The organism is Candidatus Paracaedibacteraceae bacterium, assembly GCA_019636055.1.
Lineage (GTDB): Bacteria > Pseudomonadota > Alphaproteobacteria > Paracaedibacterales > Paracaedibacteraceae > Paracaedibacter.
On record JAHBYH010000002.1, the window covers coordinates 241,532 to 259,352 of the forward strand.

At 39.6% G+C, this 17,821-nt stretch carries 17 protein-coding genes; 10 read left to right on the top strand and 7 right to left on the bottom strand.

Features of this window, described 5'->3' with window-relative positions; all coding sequences use genetic code 11:
* Nucleotides 1–9 precede the first annotated feature (9 nt).
* From KF820_04635 to KF820_04650, 4 genes are all read right to left on the bottom strand, one after another.
* Complete coding sequence (locus KF820_04635; protein MBX3457626.1) at nucleotides 10–1,131, bottom strand: Fic family protein; 1,122 nt, start codon at nucleotides 1,129–1,131, stop codon at nucleotides 10–12.
* Nucleotides 1,132–1,328: 197 nt separating this feature from the next.
* On the bottom strand, nucleotides 1,329–3,356 hold the full coding sequence (gene uvrB / locus KF820_04640) for an excinuclease ABC subunit UvrB (protein MBX3457627.1): 2,028 nt from the start codon (nucleotides 3,354–3,356) through the stop codon (nucleotides 1,329–1,331).
* Between the two features lie 116 nt (nucleotides 3,357–3,472).
* On the bottom strand, nucleotides 3,473–4,891 hold the full coding sequence (locus tag KF820_04645; GenBank protein MBX3457628.1) for an outer membrane protein transport protein: 1,419 nt from the start codon (nucleotides 4,889–4,891) through the stop codon (nucleotides 3,473–3,475).
* A gap of 182 nt (nucleotides 4,892–5,073) precedes the next feature.
* A complete protein-coding gene (locus KF820_04650) occupies nucleotides 5,074–5,814 on the bottom strand; it encodes a ComF family protein (GenBank protein MBX3457629.1) in 741 nt (246 codons plus the stop codon).
* A 45-nt stretch (nucleotides 5,815–5,859) separates the two neighbouring features.
* On the opposite strand from KF820_04650, the gene KF820_04655 reads away from it, so the two are divergent.
* Genes KF820_04655 through KF820_04665 form a run of 3 tightly spaced genes read left to right on the top strand, consistent with a single transcriptional unit; the run spans nucleotide 5,860 to nucleotide 8,250 of the window.
* Nucleotides 5,860–6,237 (top strand): glutathione S-transferase N-terminal domain-containing protein, encoded by a 378-nt coding sequence (locus KF820_04655; GenBank protein ID MBX3457630.1) that lies wholly within the window; start codon nucleotides 5,860–5,862, stop codon nucleotides 6,235–6,237.
* A complete protein-coding gene (locus tag KF820_04660) occupies nucleotides 6,237–7,226 on the top strand; it encodes an ABC transporter substrate-binding protein (GenBank protein MBX3457631.1) in 990 nt (329 codons plus the stop codon). Before KF820_04655 ends, KF820_04660 begins: the two co-directional genes overlap by 1 nt.
* The gene (locus tag KF820_04665; GenBank protein MBX3457632.1) at nucleotides 7,216–8,250 is read left to right on the top strand and encodes an A/G-specific adenine glycosylase; all 1,035 of its coding nucleotides are present in this window, start codon (nucleotides 7,216–7,218) and stop codon (nucleotides 8,248–8,250) included. Before KF820_04660 ends, KF820_04665 begins: the two co-directional genes overlap by 11 nt.
* Here the strand turns inward: KF820_04665 and KF820_04670 are convergent.
* Nucleotides 8,239–9,906 (bottom strand): EAL domain-containing protein, encoded by a 1,668-nt coding sequence (locus tag KF820_04670; protein MBX3457633.1) that lies wholly within the window; start codon nucleotides 9,904–9,906, stop codon nucleotides 8,239–8,241. The genes KF820_04665 and KF820_04670 overlap by 12 nt on opposite strands.
* A 121-nt stretch (nucleotides 9,907–10,027) precedes the next feature.
* Here KF820_04670 and KF820_04675 point away from each other — a divergent pair, with 121 nt between their 5' ends.
* Nucleotides 10,028–10,675 (top strand): hypothetical protein, encoded by a 648-nt coding sequence (locus tag KF820_04675; GenBank protein ID MBX3457634.1) that lies wholly within the window; start codon nucleotides 10,028–10,030, stop codon nucleotides 10,673–10,675.
* Here the strand turns inward: KF820_04675 and KF820_04680 are convergent.
* Nucleotides 10,672–11,586, bottom strand: coding sequence for a hypothetical protein (locus KF820_04680; GenBank protein ID MBX3457635.1), 915 nt, complete (start codon nucleotides 11,584–11,586; stop codon nucleotides 10,672–10,674). The two genes, KF820_04675 and KF820_04680, sit on opposite strands and share 4 nt — an antisense overlap.
* A 210-nt stretch (nucleotides 11,587–11,796) precedes the next feature.
* Here KF820_04680 and coaE point away from each other — a divergent pair, with 210 nt between their 5' ends.
* Genes coaE through KF820_04710 form a run of 6 tightly spaced genes read left to right on the top strand, consistent with a single transcriptional unit; the run spans nucleotide 11,797 to nucleotide 16,855 of the window.
* A complete protein-coding gene (gene coaE / locus KF820_04685; protein MBX3457636.1) occupies nucleotides 11,797–12,393 on the top strand; it encodes a dephospho-CoA kinase in 597 nt (198 codons plus the stop codon).
* A complete protein-coding gene (gene dnaQ / locus KF820_04690) occupies nucleotides 12,390–13,079 on the top strand; it encodes a DNA polymerase III subunit epsilon (protein MBX3457637.1) in 690 nt (229 codons plus the stop codon). Before coaE ends, dnaQ begins: the two co-directional genes overlap by 4 nt.
* 51 nt (nucleotides 13,080–13,130) lie before the next feature.
* Nucleotides 13,131–15,047 (top strand): asparagine synthase (glutamine-hydrolyzing), encoded by a 1,917-nt coding sequence (asnB, locus tag KF820_04695; protein ID MBX3457638.1) that lies wholly within the window; start codon nucleotides 13,131–13,133, stop codon nucleotides 15,045–15,047.
* Nucleotides 15,044–15,829 (top strand): hypothetical protein, encoded by a 786-nt coding sequence (locus KF820_04700; protein ID MBX3457639.1) that lies wholly within the window; start codon nucleotides 15,044–15,046, stop codon nucleotides 15,827–15,829. Before asnB ends, KF820_04700 begins: the two co-directional genes overlap by 4 nt.
* The gene (locus KF820_04705; protein ID MBX3457640.1) at nucleotides 15,826–16,182 is read left to right on the top strand and encodes a DUF983 domain-containing protein; all 357 of its coding nucleotides are present in this window, start codon (nucleotides 15,826–15,828) and stop codon (nucleotides 16,180–16,182) included. Before KF820_04700 ends, KF820_04705 begins: the two co-directional genes overlap by 4 nt.
* Before the next feature lie 22 nt (nucleotides 16,183–16,204).
* The gene (locus KF820_04710) at nucleotides 16,205–16,855 is read left to right on the top strand and encodes a hypothetical protein (protein MBX3457641.1); all 651 of its coding nucleotides are present in this window, start codon (nucleotides 16,205–16,207) and stop codon (nucleotides 16,853–16,855) included.
* A gap of 60 nt (nucleotides 16,856–16,915) precedes the next feature.
* Here the strand turns inward: KF820_04710 and KF820_04715 are convergent, their stop codons facing one another.
* Nucleotides 16,916–17,806, bottom strand: a complete 891-nt coding sequence (locus KF820_04715; GenBank protein ID MBX3457642.1) for an endonuclease/exonuclease/phosphatase family protein — start codon at nucleotides 17,804–17,806, stop codon at nucleotides 16,916–16,918.
* Nucleotides 17,807–17,821 lie beyond the last annotated feature (15 nt).

A 17,821-nucleotide genomic window follows, 5' to 3' on the forward strand; every position in this document is an offset into this window, starting at 1 on the left:
TTCAGTACTCTATATTACTTTCTCAAGGATATCTATATATGGTTTAAAATGGAATGTTTTGTTACGTTTTGATGCGGTATCTTCTTGAATTATATTTTCATTTATAAGTTTTGTAATAACGTTGCTGATGGTATTATAGGCGCCCCCCGTTCGTTGAGCTAAATCTGAAATGGTTGTGACGGGTGTTGCGAAGAAATGCCCAATAACATCTTGGGAGATTTCCCGAATTCTTGAGAAATTTGGTGATTCTGAAATTGTTAACCGAATTTGACTTTCAAGAAGTTCTACTTGTTTTGCTCGTTTATGAGCATCCTGAGCACTATCTCGAATAGCTGACAGATAAAAGGCTATCCATCCTTCATAATCTCCGTGAGTTCTAACTCGATCAAGGCATTGATAATATTGCAGATGAAATTTCTTAAAATAAAAAGATGGATACAAGATTTCAACATCAAGTATTTCGTAAAATATGAGCATAAGAACGATTAAAAGACGTCCGATGCGGCCGTTTCCATCTAAAAATGGATGGATTGTTTCGAAATGGACGTGAACAAGACCAATTCTGATCAGAGGGGGAATATCGCTTGGACTATTCATGTAGTCCTCCAATTGTTTAATTAAGTTTGGAATCTCAGGGGCTGGCGGTGGAATTAAATTACCAACTCGCACAGATTGTTGGCGATAACTCCCTGGCGCAGACTTATCACCATCCCCTGTCATCATGAGTGTTTCATGGGCTTTTAAAATGACACGTGACACTAATGGGTAATTTTGATCCTTAATTAGAGATAGTGCTTCATCGAGAGCATTTTTATAGTTTAAAACCAGCTGAGTTTCTTTGCTGGGCTTTGTGTCTGTTAATGGGGCTGTAAAAACTTCCATTAACGTTGTGTGGATTCCTTCAATTTCCGATGATATCAGAGCTTCCTTGATTACGTAGGCTTTGATGAATCGCTGAAGATTAGGTAATCTTCCACCCATTTCATTAAGTTGCCCCAGGGCAAAGCTGGCTTCACTAAGTAATGTTATAATCTCGGGGGGTAATTGTAAATCAGGATCCTTAGGTGGTAAGGAATAGGGAATGAAATACTTTACATCTCCGAGTTGTTGATAAAATCCAGTTTCACGCATAATCGTTATTTCAATTTAGGGTGCTATCCTGAAATAAGAATATCATTTTCCTATTCTTATTTCAACTTAGGTACCTAAACTGAAATAAGAAGGTTAAAAATTTGGCCTTATTTCAGTTTAGAGGGCTATCTTGAAATAACGATATCATTTTAAGGGGGCTTATTTCAACTTAGGTGTCTAAACTGAAATAAGGATGATCAATATCCCAGAGTTTTGGCTTCAATGCGCTTTAATTCATCACGCAAACGAGCCGCTTCTTCAAATTCAAGGTTTGATGCGGCTTCTCGCATTCGTTTTTCAAGGTCTTTCATATGATTTTCCAGACGTTTTCCTGTTAACTCAACTGTTTCGTTATCAATCTCAACCGTTAGATGATCGGATTCATAAACACTTTGCAAAACATCTCGGATTGACTTTTTAATAGATTCCGGCGTGATGCCATGAGCAGTATTATAAGCCTGTTGACGTTCACGGCGGCGATTGGTTTCTGTTAAGGCTTCTTGCATGGATTTTGTAACCCGATCCGCATATAAAATCACACGTCCATTCACGTTACGCGCAGCACGACCAATAGTCTGAATCAAAGATGTTTTTGATCTGAGGTATCCTTCCTTATCTGCATCAAGAATGGCAACAAGACCGCATTCAGGAATATCAAGTCCTTCTCGAAGTAAGTTAATCCCAATCAAAACATCAAAAATACCAAGGCGCAAATCTCGGATGATTTCAATACGCTCTAAAACCTCAATGTCTGAGTGCATATACCGCACTTTGAGGCCTGCATCATTAAGATATTCTGTTAAGGCTTCGGCCATTTTTTTGGTGAGGGTCGTGATCAAAACACGCTGCCCTTCTTTGATCACCGATTGACATTCAGCAATTAAGTCATCAATTTGATGCTCACAGGGGCGAACCACACAAACAGGATCAATAAGTCCCGTTGGCCGAATAATTTGTTCGGCAAACACACCTTGAGTTTTATCTAACTCCCAAGGGCCCGGTGTGGCAGAAACAAACACAGTCTGTGGGCGAAGGTTTTCCCACTCTTCAAATTTCAAAGGCCTGTTGTCTGCACAGGATGGCAAGCGAAAACCATATTCACTCAAGGTCGTTTTGCGGGCTCGGTCTCCTTTGTACATGCCATTGATCTGAGGAACGGTCACATGGCTTTCGTCGATAATTAACAAGGCATCTTTTGGTAAGTATTCAAATAGTGTTGGCGGTGGTTCGCCCGGTGCCCTGCCCGTCAAATAACGGGAATAATTTTCGATTCCCGGACAAGTCCCTGTTGCCGCCATCATTTCAATATCAAATTTGATCCGTTGTTCTAGACGCTGTGCTTCAAGCAGTTTATTCTGCGCATTAAATTCCTTAAGACGATTATCCAGTTCCACATGGATATGTTTAATCGCTTGTTGGATGGTTGGCCCCGGTGTCACATAGTGGCTGTTGGCAAAAACTCGAATTTGCTCAAGGTTCGCGTATTTTTCGCCAGTCAATGCATCCATTTCTGTAATCGATTCTATCTCATTGCCAAAGAAACTGAGACGCCAAGCTCGATCTTCATAATGGGATGGAAATATTTCCAAAACATCACCACGAACGCGAAAGGTTCCACGTGTGAATGACAAATCATTGCGTTTATAGTGCAATTCAATCAACTGGCGCATAACGTCATTGCGTTCAATATATTGTCCGACTTTTAAGGGAATGATCATCCCGCTATAGCTTTCAACGCCGCCAATACCATAAATACAGGATACACTGGCAACGATAATTACATCACGACGCTCCAACAATGCCCGAGTTGCTGAATGGCGCATCCGATCGATTTGTTCATTGATTGATGCTTCTTTTTCAATATACGTATCGGTGCGAGGGACATAGGCTTCGGGCTGATAATAATCATAATAAGAGACGAAATACTCAACTGCATTATTTGGAAAGAATTCTTTCATCTCCGCATAAAGCTGTGCCGCCAACGTTTTATTCGGTGCTAAAATCAAAGCAGGTTTTTGGGTTTTGGCAATGACATGAGCCATGGTAAAAGTTTTACCAGACCCTGTGACGCCCAAAAGGATCTGATCTTTTTCACCGTTCAGAACCCCTTGGGTTAATTCAGCAATTGCTGTCGGCTGATCGCCAGCGGGTTGATAGTCAGACACAACCTCAAGCGGTTTCGATTCTGTAAAATTTTTATCATATAGAAGAGGGAGTATTGTCATAACTATAGGGGAAATAAAACTTCTTTGTTCAGAGAATAGCAGATAATCCCCCATTATACTTCAAAAAATGATAGGATTGATTTGCTAATTCTATATAGTTTTTACCCTGTTAAGCCCTAGAATCTATAATTAAATTGGATTGAGACAGCATGAGTATGGTATTTGATTTTCCCTCGCAATTCACCTTTTAAGAATTGAGTCGGAATATTGTTAATAGCACGTCTTACAGCATCATCATCCGCAATTATTTCCGGAAGTACAGGCGTAGAACCTTTGCTATAGTTCACGTTTCCTTTTTTGTTATATCGATATCCATACCCTAAAGTCCAATCTAAATCAGAGGTTGCGTGATAAGTTGCTCCAATAGAATATAGATCAGATCGAGTACTCGGGAAATAAACACTAGCATTGGATTTTCTCGTTAAACCTTGACTATATCGATAACCTAAGCGGAAAGAAAATAATTCATTTAGCTTAATGGACGCCCCTAAACCGGCTGCAAACGCATTGTGCCAATCAAGATTAAAATTATCATTATAGTTTACATTGTCATCGACTGATATAATGCTAATCCCTTTTTTCTTGTTCCAATTTGTAAACGACATATCAGCAAAGAGTGTCCATGTATCATCAACAATAACAGAGGTATTGAGATTGAATTTTGATGGGAAATACACTGTACTTTGTGTCATGAACGTTGAGTATCCATGAGCAAGATAATCATTTGACGGGATTAAGTTTGTATATGCTTTTGCTTTTCCTGCCATTTGCGATTGATAGGAAAATCCAATATTCCATCGCGGTGACAATTTGGCAAGTAATCCTGCTGTCCAACCTACTGTCCAATTTTTTGCAGAACTATGAACGATTGTTGTTGGAAGAAAGAAGTCATCCGCTAAACCTGGATCGATAGTAAACCCATCAGAAACCATAAATCGTCTTGAATGGGATAACTCAAAATGCTGAAGTTGCAGACCTGCCCCCACACTGAACATATCAAAAGGTGAGTATGATATTGAAGGGGTTATATTAACAGTTTTTAATTTTGTCCTGATAATATGACCGGTTAGGACTGAGTCTTGACCAAAAGATGTTCGCCCCCCAAAAGGAGAATGAATAATAATACCAACCTTTAGATCTTTGTGAGCATTAGAAATAATACCAATTGTCGGAATGAACTGGTTTTTCCGGCTTTTTGCTGAGCCCGTAAACTCATTACCATAGAAAATGATCCCTTCATCATCCGCACCACTGCCGTCATCATCTTCCGCTTCAAGTCTTGGAATTGATGCCGTACCGGTAAATTTTTTTCGATATAATAATAATGAAAAATTTCCTGCAATTTGGTGCTGCGTTGCAAGTCCCATGGATGCAGGATTAGCATAAATAGACAAAGCATCACTCTCCACGCCATGACATGGATTCGCCAGATTAGAACTCCAAATTTCTTGGGGAGCAATAGTGAATCCAGCATGAGCTGAGGATAATAGAGGGAACAACAGTAAAGCAACTGAACGACGAAAACTTCTTTCCATAACCAAACGCCCAACGTTTATCACAACTGTAATTATAATTTTAATCTAATTAACATGATTCTCGTCAATTACAAATTGAAGTTATTAACAACGGTCAGTAATTTTATCCCCCCTTGTTTTGCCAACCTGAAACTTAACCAGCAATGAAAAAGTTGACCGTTGGCTATCGCAAAAATTCCCCGTTAAAATTCTTTCACAACACGCGCTAGTGTCAAAACAAAAACGCGATCAGCCCCTGATTTCTTAAGGGTTTTCGTACAAGCATCTATCGTTGCACCTGTTGTCCAAACATCGTCGATCAACACAACCGTTTTTCCTTTGATGATATCAGGATTGATCACCTCAAAAGCTTGTTTAACATTCTTCTTACGTTCTTTAATTGTTTTATGCCCCTGAGATTGAGTTGCTTTTTTTCGTATAAGGCAATTTGTTAGTACGGGCCTATCAACCAAGGATGACACAGCTCGCGCTAAGAGCGTTGCCTGATTATACTGTCGCTTGAATAATCGCCAACGATGAAGCGGGACTGGCATAATATAATCAGCAGCCTGAAAAAACTCTTGTCCGACTGATTTTAAGAAGGGTGCTAAACATCGGGATAAATGTGTCGCATCGGAATGCTTGAATCGAAGCACCAGATCTCGACTTAATCCTGAATAAGTAAAAACAGATCGACCTGAGTCAAAAACAGGAGGATTTGCTAAACATGGGACACACATTAGTTGATCTGCAGCAAAAGCAAGAGGTGTTCCACAACAGTTACAAAGGGGTTTCTGGATAAAGGTAATAGCATTCCAGCAATCAGCACATAAAAGATGGGGCGTAACAGATTCTTGGCGGCAACTTGGGCAAACAGACGGAAGGATTATGTTGACAATAAAATTATAAACCTTTTGAATTTGCTCTTTTATTGAATTTATCAAAGGATTAATCTAGAGTTATAGGGTTAATATAAAGAGTATCTGTCTATGAAAAAGTTTATTCTAGGGGCTTTTGCCTTGTCAATGATATCCGCCTGTGACGCACGTCGCAATCAACCGTTACCACAGGATACAGTTGTTAACTCAGATAAAAAAGAAGCCGAAGTTGTCATCTATACATCGGATCTATGTAGCTGGTGTACAAGCGCAAAAGATATTCTGAACGAACAGAAAATTGCTTACCGCGAAATTAATGTTCGTGGTAATAAAAAACTAATTGACGAAATGGAAGCCAAAACCGGAAAAAGAACTGTGCCCCAAATCGTCATTAATGGTGAACATATTGGAAGTTACCTGTCCCTGGCATCTGAAAGCATGTCCGGTGATCTAGACAAGCGTCTGGGACGGGACAAAAAGGAAGCTTAATGTTATTTAAACTGTTTCGACTGGGGACAATTATCATTGTCTCCCTTATTTTTATTTTTAAATTTTTTAATCACGATCAACCCCAAGATTTACCTGTTGTCGCTATTACACAAATCATTAGTCATAAAACATTAGACACTGTTCGCGATGGCTTAATTAAGGGTCTTGAAAAACAAGGGCTTGTTGATGGGAAAACAGTAAAAATTATTTATGATAATGCTCATGGAAATACCAGTGTTGCTGCCCAAATAACAAAGAAATTTATAGCACTCCCCCCGAAAGTGATCGTTGCCTTATCGACAACCAGTGCCCAATTATTGATGAAACCTGCCCAAGATGCCGGTATCCCTTTAGTTTTTTCTGCTGTCACAGACCCCATAACGGCAGGATTAGTATCGGCTTATGATAAAACAACGCACGGCGTGACAGGAATTAGTGATTATATGCCATCAGAACCACAATTAGAAATGATTGCAGCGTTTATCCCGGCAATCAAGAAGCTTGGTGTTTTATATAACCCGGGCGAGACCAATTCTGTTGCTTTTCTGAATCAAATGGAACAAGAAGCCAAACAACGCGGTATTATTTTTGTGCGTGGTGCTGTGAATACAACAGCCGAAGCCGCAACAGTTGCCAAAAGTTTAATCGGTAAAATCGATGCTTTGTTTTTCCCAAACGACAATACAACCATGGCAGCTGCAGCAGCCGTGGCACAGGTTGCAAAAAATAACGACATCCCTTTATTTGCTAATGATTCAGAATCAGTCAAAGATGGCGCTCTTGCTGCTGTGGCTTATGATCGAATAGCCATGGGAGAGAAAACAGCCGAGATTGTTGGAGGAATTTTGTCCGGAAAATCAACAGGGGCTTATCCTGTTAGTCATGATGTTCCGTCAGAAATTGTCGTCAATCAGCAGACATTAGAAAAATTACACCTGACTATTCCCCCAGTATTGTCACAAAAGATCAGAGCCATCAGTGGATCCTAAAGCTTTTGACTCAATTCATCGCAAACTTTTGTGTTGGTATGACCAATATCAACGCATCCTTCCTTGGCGTGCAGCATCTGGTGAGAGACCAAACCCATACCATGTATGGTTAAGCGAAGTGATGTTACAGCAAACAACCGTTGCAACCGTAAAAGATTATTTTATCCGCTTTACACAACGTTGGCCAACTCTACAAGATCTATCACAGTCTTCATTGGATGATATCTATCATCAATGGCAAGGATTAGGCTATTATTCCCGCGCAAGAAACTTGCATGCCTGTGCCTTGGCTCTCTCAGAATTAAATGAGATTCCTAGGAATCCTGATGAATTAATCAAACTACCGGGTATTGGTGCTTATACGTCTGCGTCTATTGCATCTATCGCTTATGACTTTCCAATCATTCCCGTTGATGGGAATATCACACGTGTTATATCAAGACTTTTGGCCCTAAAAACACCCTTACCAAAGTTAAAAGATTTAATTTTTGATATTGTATCGCCTTACCAGCCCAATCGATCCGGAGATTTTGCTCAAAGTTTGATGGACTTAGGAGCAACAATTTGCACACCAAAAACGCCAAAATGCGACTCCTGTCCTATTGCGAAAGATTGTTTAGCCTATGCCCAAAATAAACAAAACCAAATCCCTGTCAAAGCCATCAAATCAAAAAAACCAACTCGCTATACTTATGCCTATTGGGATGAAAATCTGTCGAATGAAATTGCTTTGATCAAACGACCAGATCGGGGATTACTTGCTAATTTAATGAGTCTGCCAACCAGTGAATGGGTTGATTACGAAGAAGAACTCCCCCCGTTAACCCCCGGACAAATATTATTGGATGGGTATGTTAAACACGTTTTCACCCACTTCACATTAATCTTGCGGTGTGTCAAACAAGTCTCTCATTCAGAATATACTGGAACACGGTATCCTAGAGATTCTCTTAACAATCTGGCGTTACCAACGTTAATAACGAAAACATTAACCTATTACAAAATCATAGAACTAAATAGATAAATCAGTAATTCCAAACGTTGCAAGATAGGTCAATAGCTGATCTTGATCTAAGGGTTTAGAAAATAAATAACCCTGTCCATAGTGAGTACCAATAAATTTCAACATTTCGTGCTGATCTTTCGTCTCAATTCCCTCAACAAGTGTTTCAATCTTAAGGAAATGGGCTAGGTTTAAAATTGCTTCTAATATTTTTACTTTGCGTTCCGTTAAATTCTGGATAAATGATTTATCGATCTTAATTTTATCAACAGGGAAATGGCTTAAATAATGCAAGGATGAATAACCCACCCCGAAATCATCAATAACAATTTTAAATCCCAGGTCCTGAAGTTCTGTTAGCTGAGATAAAGCAGGAGCAAGGGGATTTAAATCTATTTCTTCGGTAATCTCAAGCTCTATATCCTTAGGGGACAACTGAAATTGAGCGAGCTTATTTTGAATTGTATGAATAAGTTTGCCTGAGATAAATTGTTGGCCGTTGATATTAATAGATAATTTTAACTGTAACCCTTTAGTTTGCAGATCTTTTAATGTAGAAAAAGCTTGATCAAAAACGATATCCGCCAGTGTATCCATTGCATTTAATCGTTCAATAATTGGCAGAAAATCAAACGGCGATATGGGACCAAATTCCGGATGTGTCCAACGGATAAGAGCTTCTATCCCAACAGGTTTTAGTGTGACTAAATCAATTAACGGTTGATAGACAACAAACAACTCTTTTTTTAAAAAGGCTTGCTTTAAATCACTTTCTAAACGTGTCGCATATAAAAGCTTGCTTGCTTCTTCGTAACCATAATACTCAATAAATCCGTGTCCCTTGCGTTTAGCAATAGCAAGAGCTGATTGAGCTTGATCATAAAACTGAAAAGGATCAACCGAAATTGAATCGGTAATAACAACCCCCACATCAATACTGACAACCAAATTTTGAGCAGCAAAATAACTCGTGACTTGCTGATAAAGGGAATTTAGTTGTTGTGAAAATAAATTTTTATCATGAATATCATCAATAATGAGAGCCATTTTCATGGTGGAGTAAGAATATAAGTGCCATTTAGGGGGTAAAGTATTTTTTACCGGTGCATAAAGTTTTTTGATACATTGCGCAACACGGTGCCGGTTAAACGGATTCGAGTCATAGGTTTCCAAATTTAATAAACAAAGACCTGAATTTGTCTCGAGAATAAAAGCACGATTTAAATGATCACCAATAATTTCTATAAATTGCGATTGGCTTAGATGAGCCTGAAGGTTGCTTGTATGTTGTTCAGATAACTCATAACGTGTTTTCTGTAGTTCCAAACATTTTCTGACTAAATCTAGAAAATCAGCGTTCGATCCTTGATCATAAAAATAAACCCAATCTCGAGCTGATGGGGAAACAGAGTCTGGATCTTCTATTCCAGACAAACAGACAACAGGAATTCGTTGAGGTAAAATATTAAGAATGACAGAATTTACCTGCGGAACATATAATATCAGATGAACAGGAACATTCGATGTTAAAGAACGATTGATATATTCAGGAATAATCTCAAAACTAAAAACAGAATCAATATGGACTTCTTCAGCATTTATTTTTAGGTTTTTCAATGTCTCTCTGATGTTAAGATGATCCCTCAAATGAGGGGAATAAGATAAAATTCTGAGCATAATTTCTCCCCATTTTTAGAATAAACAAATAAGGTTAATTAAAAGTTTAAAATACAATTGCTGGAAAATTTTCTAAAAATGTCCTATAAATGGCAATATGTAATAAAAAGGGTATTTGAAAATGAATAAAATTATGCAATCTGCGCTTATCGCAACGGCCATAATGAGCCAAGCAAGCGCAGGAAATTGGAACTCCGGCCTGCGTATTAGTACGTTGGGGATCGCCGGTGAAGTCGGTTATCATTTTAATGAAACTTTTGGTCTTCGCCTCCAAGGTACATGGTGGGAACATTTCCGCAAAACCATGTCTTTCGATGGTGTAAAATATCATGATGTCAGATTTCGCCCAGTAACCGTTACCTTGTATGCTGATTGGTATTTCTATACGAATTGGTGGCGCTTGAGCATTGGTGGCGGTTATAATGCAACCAAAATTCGCTTAAACAGAGATTTTTCAAATGATCCAAATCCTCTACGACAAGCTTTGGGTTATACTCATGGTCGATATCGTTATAAAAATCCAATCAGTTATTACGTTGGAACAGGTTTTGACTTTCGTAAACTTGGCGGATCAAACTGGACACTAACCATGGATGCGGGTATTTATTTCATGAGTAAAGTTAGCGCTAAAGTAACAGCTAATGGACCAGCACAAGCTAGTGAAGAGGCTATGCGCAAACTTAGATACGGTGCAGAAGAACTATTGAATGATAAAAAGTATCTTCGAACTTATCCTGCTATTAGCATTGGATTCAAATACGAATTTTAATCGTTTTCTGATAGCATCGGACGAATCAGTTCAAAACGATTCCTGAGAATCGCTAGAAGATCGTTATCACGATTATCAGCAGGAAGTTCTTTTAAAACACGCTGAGATGCTGGTTTCAGCATAAAACTGCCTTTGCGAATTTCGTCTAATACATTTTCAGATAATGACGATGACCCGGCTCGGGTTGTCGTCTTTTTTAACCCACTTAAATCTTCTGCCAACTGATTCGTAGTTAAAGGTGTTGGTTTTTTTAGTTTCTGTGCACGATCTTTCGTCAGGTGTTTTAATTTTAACGACGGTGACTGTGGTGGTTTTGGAATAAAAGATACAACACTGGATGGTAGTGGGGGTGCCGGTGGCGGTGGAGTACCTGTCCCCTTTTCCGCATTATTCATTAGTTTTTCTGCAGCATCCTCAATCATTCGTGTTCGTTCAGAGACCAAAGAAAACATCTCATGATAGTTATGGTCAAGTTTTATTCCCAATTCAACAGCAAGCAACTCAAAGGCAAGAATAGCATGATAATGGGATGGGATTTTACTCCAAAACTGATATCTAGATATAGGGGCTTTTTCATGGTCAGCAACAAGACATTCTAATTGATAATCAAAATAACGCTTCATTATTTTTTTGACGGAAGCTTGGTCTCCTAAGAATGTACTGAATAGGAATCGCTGAAACTTACCCTGGAGTCGCCTAACCTCTTGATCTAATGCAGAACTAGGGTCTTTCCAAAATTTTGACGCTGTATCTGATATCTCTTTCCAGTCATAGGAATGATGCTCTTCCATCGTCGACATGATGGCACTGCTGATCATTCGTGTGTAAATACTTTGATCGGATTCATGGCTACTTGCCGGAGAGTACCCCAATAAACATAAAGTTATGAAGCTGAATACAAAATATTTCATTGGCTTCACCTTAATCAAAAGTATGAATATATATTCAGTATTACTTAGTAAAATTAACAATTCATTAATTAATATATTTTTTTGACAGATTTCAAATTAAACAATTGAAATCAGTTACTTTAACTCTTAAAAAGTTAACACAACTATATTGATCATCCCTTGAAGAATACAGAATTAAACCGCATACTAAAGCAATATGAATAAAAAATTATGAGAATCATGATCGTTCTGGGCATAACAGGATCCATGGCTTCTGGAAAATCAAGCCTCACGCATCGCGCCAAGGTGATCTTAAAGGCTCCTGTCTGGGATGCTGATCGTGAAGTTCAAACCTTATATAAAAAAAAAGCAATCCGGCAAAAAATTGTCACTCTTTTCCCTTTATGTATGACTCAAGGGTCACTGGATCGTCAATTGCTGAGAAATACCATTGCACAAAACCCCAATGATCTAAAAAAACTTGAGGCCATTCTCTACCCTGAGTTGTCTATTTCACGGGAAAAATTTTTATCGTTTCATCAAAAAAAGCGCTCTCCTTTTGTTATCTTAGACATCCCCTTACTTTTTGAGAAAAATCTAGAGTCCTTGTGTGATTGGGTAATCCTAACTCAAAGTCAGAATTGGTTAATCCGTCAACGCATTCTAAGGCGAACAAATATGACAGCTGACTTAATGGAGAGCTTACTCTCCAAACAAATGCCCCAAATTGAAAAACAACACCGGGCAGATTTTGTGGTTGATTCTGGCGCAGGGCATCACCATACTTGGATTCAGTTCATCAAGATTTTGGAGCATCTTAAGCTATGAGAGAAATCGTTCTCGATACAGAAACAACAGGATTTAATCCGAAAACAGGCGACCGTATTATCGAAATCGGCTGTGTTGAGTTGATCGATCTTTTACCGACAGGGCAAACCTATCATACTTATGTTAACCCTCAACGCGATGTCCCACCTGGCGCATCCAAAGTCAGTGGTATTACGACTGAATTCTTATATGACAAACCTCTTTTTGTTCATGTCGTTGATCCCTTTTTGGATTTTATTGCTGATTCAACCCTTGTCATTCATAATGCTTCCTTTGACATGGGGTTTATCAATGCCGAACTAGAACGTCTTTGCCGCAACCCTCTTCCTATGACACGGGCTATCGACACAGTATCTATGGCTCGGCAGAAATTTCCGGGGTCGCCTGCTTCATTAGATGCTTTGTGCCGACGATTCGGTATCGATTTATCAGCCCGTGTTAAACACGGTGCCCTTCTTGACGCGGAGCTATTGGCGAATGTCTATTTAGAATTAAAGGGGGGTCGACAAGTTACATTCTCCTTTAACCAAAAAAAACAAGCAATCATCCAAGAAAATATACCCACAGTTGCGCCATCATCATTGCAAGCCCGTCCAAAACGCTCCTTCCCCTTGTCAGAAGCGGATAAAAAATCCCATAAAGAATTTATTGCAAGCTTAAAAAACCCTTTGTGGTTACAAGCTTAGTTCAGTATTCTTAAGACAAATACCATCGAGCATAATCAAGGATAAAGAACTTTGTGTGGATTTTCAGGATTTTACCATAGAACGGCAACTTATGACCGTTTATCTGCTTTAAAATCAATGACAGATTGCATCGTTCATCGTGGCCCTGACGGTGACAGTCAATGGAGCGATGAATCGGGAATAGCCCTTGGTCATCGTCGTCTAGCTATTTTAGATCTATCGGAAAATGGACGTCAACCTATGCACAGTCATTCAGGACGACTGACCATCATCTTTAACGGGGAATGCTATAATTATCAAGAACTCCGTTCTGAATTAGATCAACATAACCCACGTCAATGGCGCGGCCATTCTGATACAGAAGTCATTCTGGAAGCGATCGAATTTTGGGGGTTAGAGGCAACTCTTAAAAAAATAGTCGGTATGTTTGCAATCGCCCTATGGGATCACCAACGTCGAGAACTCATTCTTGCTCGCGATCGAATGGGGGAAAAGCCCCTTTATTATGGGTGGTCAAAAGGTGCATTATTATTCGGGAGTGAACTAAAATCTTTCCGTCAACATCCTTGTTTTGAAGGTCAGCTCAACCCAATTGCCGTTGATCAAATGTTACGATACAGCTATGTGCCGGCACCATACAGCATCTATCAATCCTATTCAAAATTAACTCCCGGAACCTATCGTCGTTTTACTCAGGTTGACTTACAAGCCAATTTGATGCCTGAAGAGGTGAGTTATTGGTCTTTGGAGGCCTGCTTAGAACAGCAATCTCTTTCAGATTTAGTTGTTGTCGATCGACTCGAAGATCTTTTAAGCCGTGCTATCAGCCAACAAATGCTCGCCGATGTGCCATTAGGCGCATTCTTATCGGGTGGGGTTGATTCATCCACAATTGTCGCCTTGATGCAGAAACAATCATCCTCTCCGGTTAAAACTTTTTCAATTGGCTTTAATGAGGCTGGTTTTAATGAGGCTGAATACGCCAAAGCAGTCGCTCAGCATTTAAAAACAGATCATACAGAACTTTATGTCACAAACCAAGATGCCTTGGATGTCATTCCTAATTTACCGTCAATTTATTGTGAACCTTTTGCTGATTCTTCGCAAATCCCCACTTACCTTGTTGCAAAGTTAGCCCGTCAAAAGGTAACAGTCTCCTTATCCGGCGACGCTGGTGATGAACTTTTTGCGGGATATAACCGCTATTTGATGGTTGAAAAAATCTGGAACAGCATTCGCTGGTTGCCACAACCCTTACGCAAAACTGCTGCTTTTGCCCTTAAAGCACTTCCAACCCATACCCTGAATGCCATTGGCAAGACGTTACCAGGTGTTCCCAATCAACTTGGGGACAAAATTAAAAAAGTGGCAGATATTATTCCCGTTGATCATATGGCTATTTATGATTCCCTTATCAGCCATTGGCGCCACCATGATGCGGTTAGTAAAATATCAACAGGCGCATCTCCGTTTGCAAAATCAATCCAAGGGTCTGAAAAAACCAAATCCTTTACCGAACAGATGATGTATTTAGATACGTTAAGTTACCTTCCCGATGATATTCTGGTTAAAGTTGATCGCGCAGCCATGGCCAATAGTCTAGAAACACGTGTTCCTTTGTTGGACCATCGTGTCGTTGAATTTGCTTGGTCTTTGCCCCTTGAACAAAAATTAAAACAGGGAATAACAAAATGGCCACTGCGTCAAGTGCTTTACCGCCACGTTCCAAAAGAACTTATTGAACGACCAAAACAAGGGTTTGGTATTCCATTAGATCAGTGGTTACGAGGGCCGTTAAAGGATTGGGCCGGTACATTGCTTGACCGCAAAAAATTAGAGGCTAGTGGATTAATTAATCCTGATTTTGTTCAGATGAAATGGCAAGAACACCTAACAGGCGGTCGAAATTGGCAATATGGTTTATGGAACATTCTAATGTTCCAATCTTGGTTTGAGGAAAATTCATGATTTATTGTTATACCCCGTCATCACAACATTTAGCAAAAGAAACAGACTATGTTTTTAAACCTGAAGTCTATTGTGACGGGGCCTACAACATCGTTATTCCGTCAGACTGGGCTCAGCAATCAATTACCCTCGTTCATAACTGTCGTGATCATAATGACTGGGTCCTCTTGTATTTTCTGGTCATGAAGTTGGGCATAACAGGATGTTTGGTACATGTAATATTGCCCTATATATCCTATGGCAGGCAATTACCTGAATATTTAACAACCCTACTCTTGCCGCTACAGCAATCCCATGTCAAATCCATCAAAACATTTGATTTACACCAACCCCTTGACGGTATTCACAATCAATGTCTATCGCCTCTTATTGCAGAAGACATCAAATCCCGTTCCTTGGGTGATATGGTTCTTATTGCGCCTGACGAGGGATCCGTTCAACGGGTTAAGTACGTAGCAGAATCATTGAATGTCCCCGTCATAGCTCTTCTTAAGAAACGTAAAGCGGGTCAAGTTTTTATCACGCCCAACGAACCTTTTCCTCAAGGGAAAATAGCCGTTATTGTCGATGATATGGTTGATACAGGATCTACACTGAAAGCCTGTGCGAACTATCTAATCAGTGCCGGTGCTGCTGCCGTTCACGTTTATGCAACCCACGGCGTTTTGTCTTATGGATTAGGGGATTGGACTCAACCTTTTGCCTCAATCACCTTTTTAAATACCCTGCCTTCTATTGAGGGGGATGCCCGTTGGATTTCAATTCATGAGGTGATCAAATGACAACTCCCTTACCCACCACACTGAAACGCGGATTTTTAAGAACATGCCCATCATGTGGCCAAGCAAAAATGTTTAATGGCTATTTAAAAATCCAAGATCAGTGCGGAAAATGTAATCTTGATTTTGATAGTATTCGATCTGATGATGCACCTGCTTACTTTACAATTGCTATTGTTGGGCATATTGTTCTACCTGCTGCATCCTATGTCGAATTTACCTATTCCCCATCTTTGATGACCCATATCTTGGTTTGGCCACCTGTTATTACAGGACTAACCTTAGGTTTATTGCCTTATATAAAAGGAATGATGATGGCAGTTACTTGGGTCGTTAAGGGGCGTAAGAAAAATTAATAACCACGAACAGGAGTTTACAATGTTAAAAAAATTATTTTCTCTGCCTATAATTTTGATGCTTTCTGCCCATAGCGCTGACCAAAATTATTCGGCAAATGGGGTTACGTTAAAGTCAATTGATTCAGCAACAACAGAAATGGCTACTCAACTAATCGCTGACTATAACATAGAAATGGGCGATCTGTTAGGGGATAATGCCGTGACGATCGGAAATATTGTCCCTAATCAATTAAAGAGAAAAGAAAATGGAAATGCGTGGCATTTACAATTGGTTTTTGCTGATACCGTTTGCGTAGGTTTGCTCGCTTTTGGGAAAATCCCGACCAGTTATGATAAAGCCGAACATCAACCGTTACACCAAGCGTTCCGCACCATAACTGACAATACCGATGCCATGGCAACGTGCGTTTGGGCATTTAACAAAGAGGTTTCTACTGAATTAAAGGTTTCTAGCTTTAAAACAATGGTCGACTATGCCCGTCACCTTAAAGCAAACCATAAAGTACTTCCTTTATCCGATACCATTCCTCAGCATCTATTTGTTTTAACTTCAGACAACGATTCCCAAACCCAAGATTTGTTAAGACAAGCAGGATTGACACTAAGCGCCAATGATGCCTGGACATTATTCTATGATAAACCTCGAGTTGCAGGCCATACAAAATTGTAAAACCGCATTAATCGGCTCAGATAAAACAAAATTTTGAGCCGATTAATCATTTTATTCGGCTCAGGATAGGGTTGCTGTAAAACCATAATGATCAGAACCCAATGCCGGCAAGCGTTTAGCCTGCTGCGTCGATAAACCTGGAGAAATAAGTAAACGGTCAATCGGTAAAAACGCCGGTGCTTTATAGGACTGGGAGTTAAATTTACGTGGTGCCGGATAACTTGCAATCAGTGCTTTGCCCTTAAGGCCGTCTTTCAGACCTAAGTATTCACAAAAATCTTGGTAATGCTTTGACCAGGGCACCATATTAAAATCACCTGATAAAATAGTTTCGCCATCAAAACCACCGATTTGTTCAGCAATTTCTTTATAATAAGCCCCATCAACATCGTAAACGCGCTCAAGATGAACACTGATAAATCTGTATTTTTTTCCAGTTTTAAAAGATCGTGCATGAACTATCATAACAGGATGATGTTTAAGACGGTATCGCTTAAGGACTTTAAAACCCTTTGTTAAAACAACAAGGCGATTATAGCGATGATGATGCTGTGGGTCAAAATCTTCGAATTCTGAAGACAGCGCATACCCTCGTGGAACCAAATCTTTTCGAATTTTCCAATACAAGTCCGGCGTACACTCTTGTAGCAAAATGACATCAGGCATAACATCTTGTATTTGTTTATAAATTGGTTTTGTATCCGGGTTTTCCCCCCAACAATTTTGGTGCATCACCTTAAGAGGCAAATGGATTGGCTGCGCCAAGTTTTTTTTACGATCCAAGAAGTGTTCAATAAATGGGTACGAGACAGGTAATGCTAAGATGAACCACATGAACCAAATCCATTTACGCACCTGTAAAAAAAAGAAAACAAACCCCATCACCCCAAATCCAAATAAAACGGGGAGACGAAGCTGATCTAAGATCGTAACAAAAGTGGATAAATTCAATTCATAAACTCATCA

Excerpts from the sequence above, each read along its gene's own strand:
- dnaQ (MBX3457637.1), top strand. The coding sequence starts at position 12,390 with ATGAGAGAAATCGTTCTCGATACAGAAACAACAGGATTTAATCCGAAA.
- coaE (MBX3457636.1), top strand. The coding sequence starts at position 11,797 with ATGAGAATCATGATCGTTCTGGGCATAACAGGATCCATGGCTTCTGGA.
- KF820_04660 (MBX3457631.1), top strand. The coding sequence starts at position 6,237 with ATGTTATTTAAACTGTTTCGACTGGGGACAATTATCATTGTCTCCCTT.
- uvrB (MBX3457627.1), bottom strand. The coding sequence starts at position 3,356 with ATGACAATACTCCCTCTTCTATATGATAAAAATTTTACAGAATCGAAA.
- KF820_04675 (MBX3457634.1), top strand. The coding sequence starts at position 10,028 with ATGAATAAAATTATGCAATCTGCGCTTATCGCAACGGCCATAATGAGC.
- KF820_04680 (MBX3457635.1), bottom strand. The coding sequence starts at position 11,586 with ATGAAATATTTTGTATTCAGCTTCATAACTTTATGTTTATTGGGGTAC.
- KF820_04705 (MBX3457640.1), top strand. The coding sequence starts at position 15,826 with ATGACAACTCCCTTACCCACCACACTGAAACGCGGATTTTTAAGAACA.
- KF820_04670 (MBX3457633.1), bottom strand. The coding sequence starts at position 9,906 with ATGCTCAGAATTTTATCTTATTCCCCTCATTTGAGGGATCATCTTAAC.
- KF820_04710 (MBX3457641.1), top strand. The coding sequence starts at position 16,205 with ATGTTAAAAAAATTATTTTCTCTGCCTATAATTTTGATGCTTTCTGCC.
- KF820_04635 (MBX3457626.1), bottom strand. The coding sequence starts at position 1,131 with ATGCGTGAAACTGGATTTTATCAACAACTCGGAGATGTAAAGTATTTC.
- KF820_04655 (MBX3457630.1), top strand. The coding sequence starts at position 5,860 with ATGAAAAAGTTTATTCTAGGGGCTTTTGCCTTGTCAATGATATCCGCC.
- KF820_04700 (MBX3457639.1), top strand. The coding sequence starts at position 15,044 with ATGATTTATTGTTATACCCCGTCATCACAACATTTAGCAAAAGAAACA.
- KF820_04645 (MBX3457628.1), bottom strand. The coding sequence starts at position 4,891 with ATGGAAAGAAGTTTTCGTCGTTCAGTTGCTTTACTGTTGTTCCCTCTA.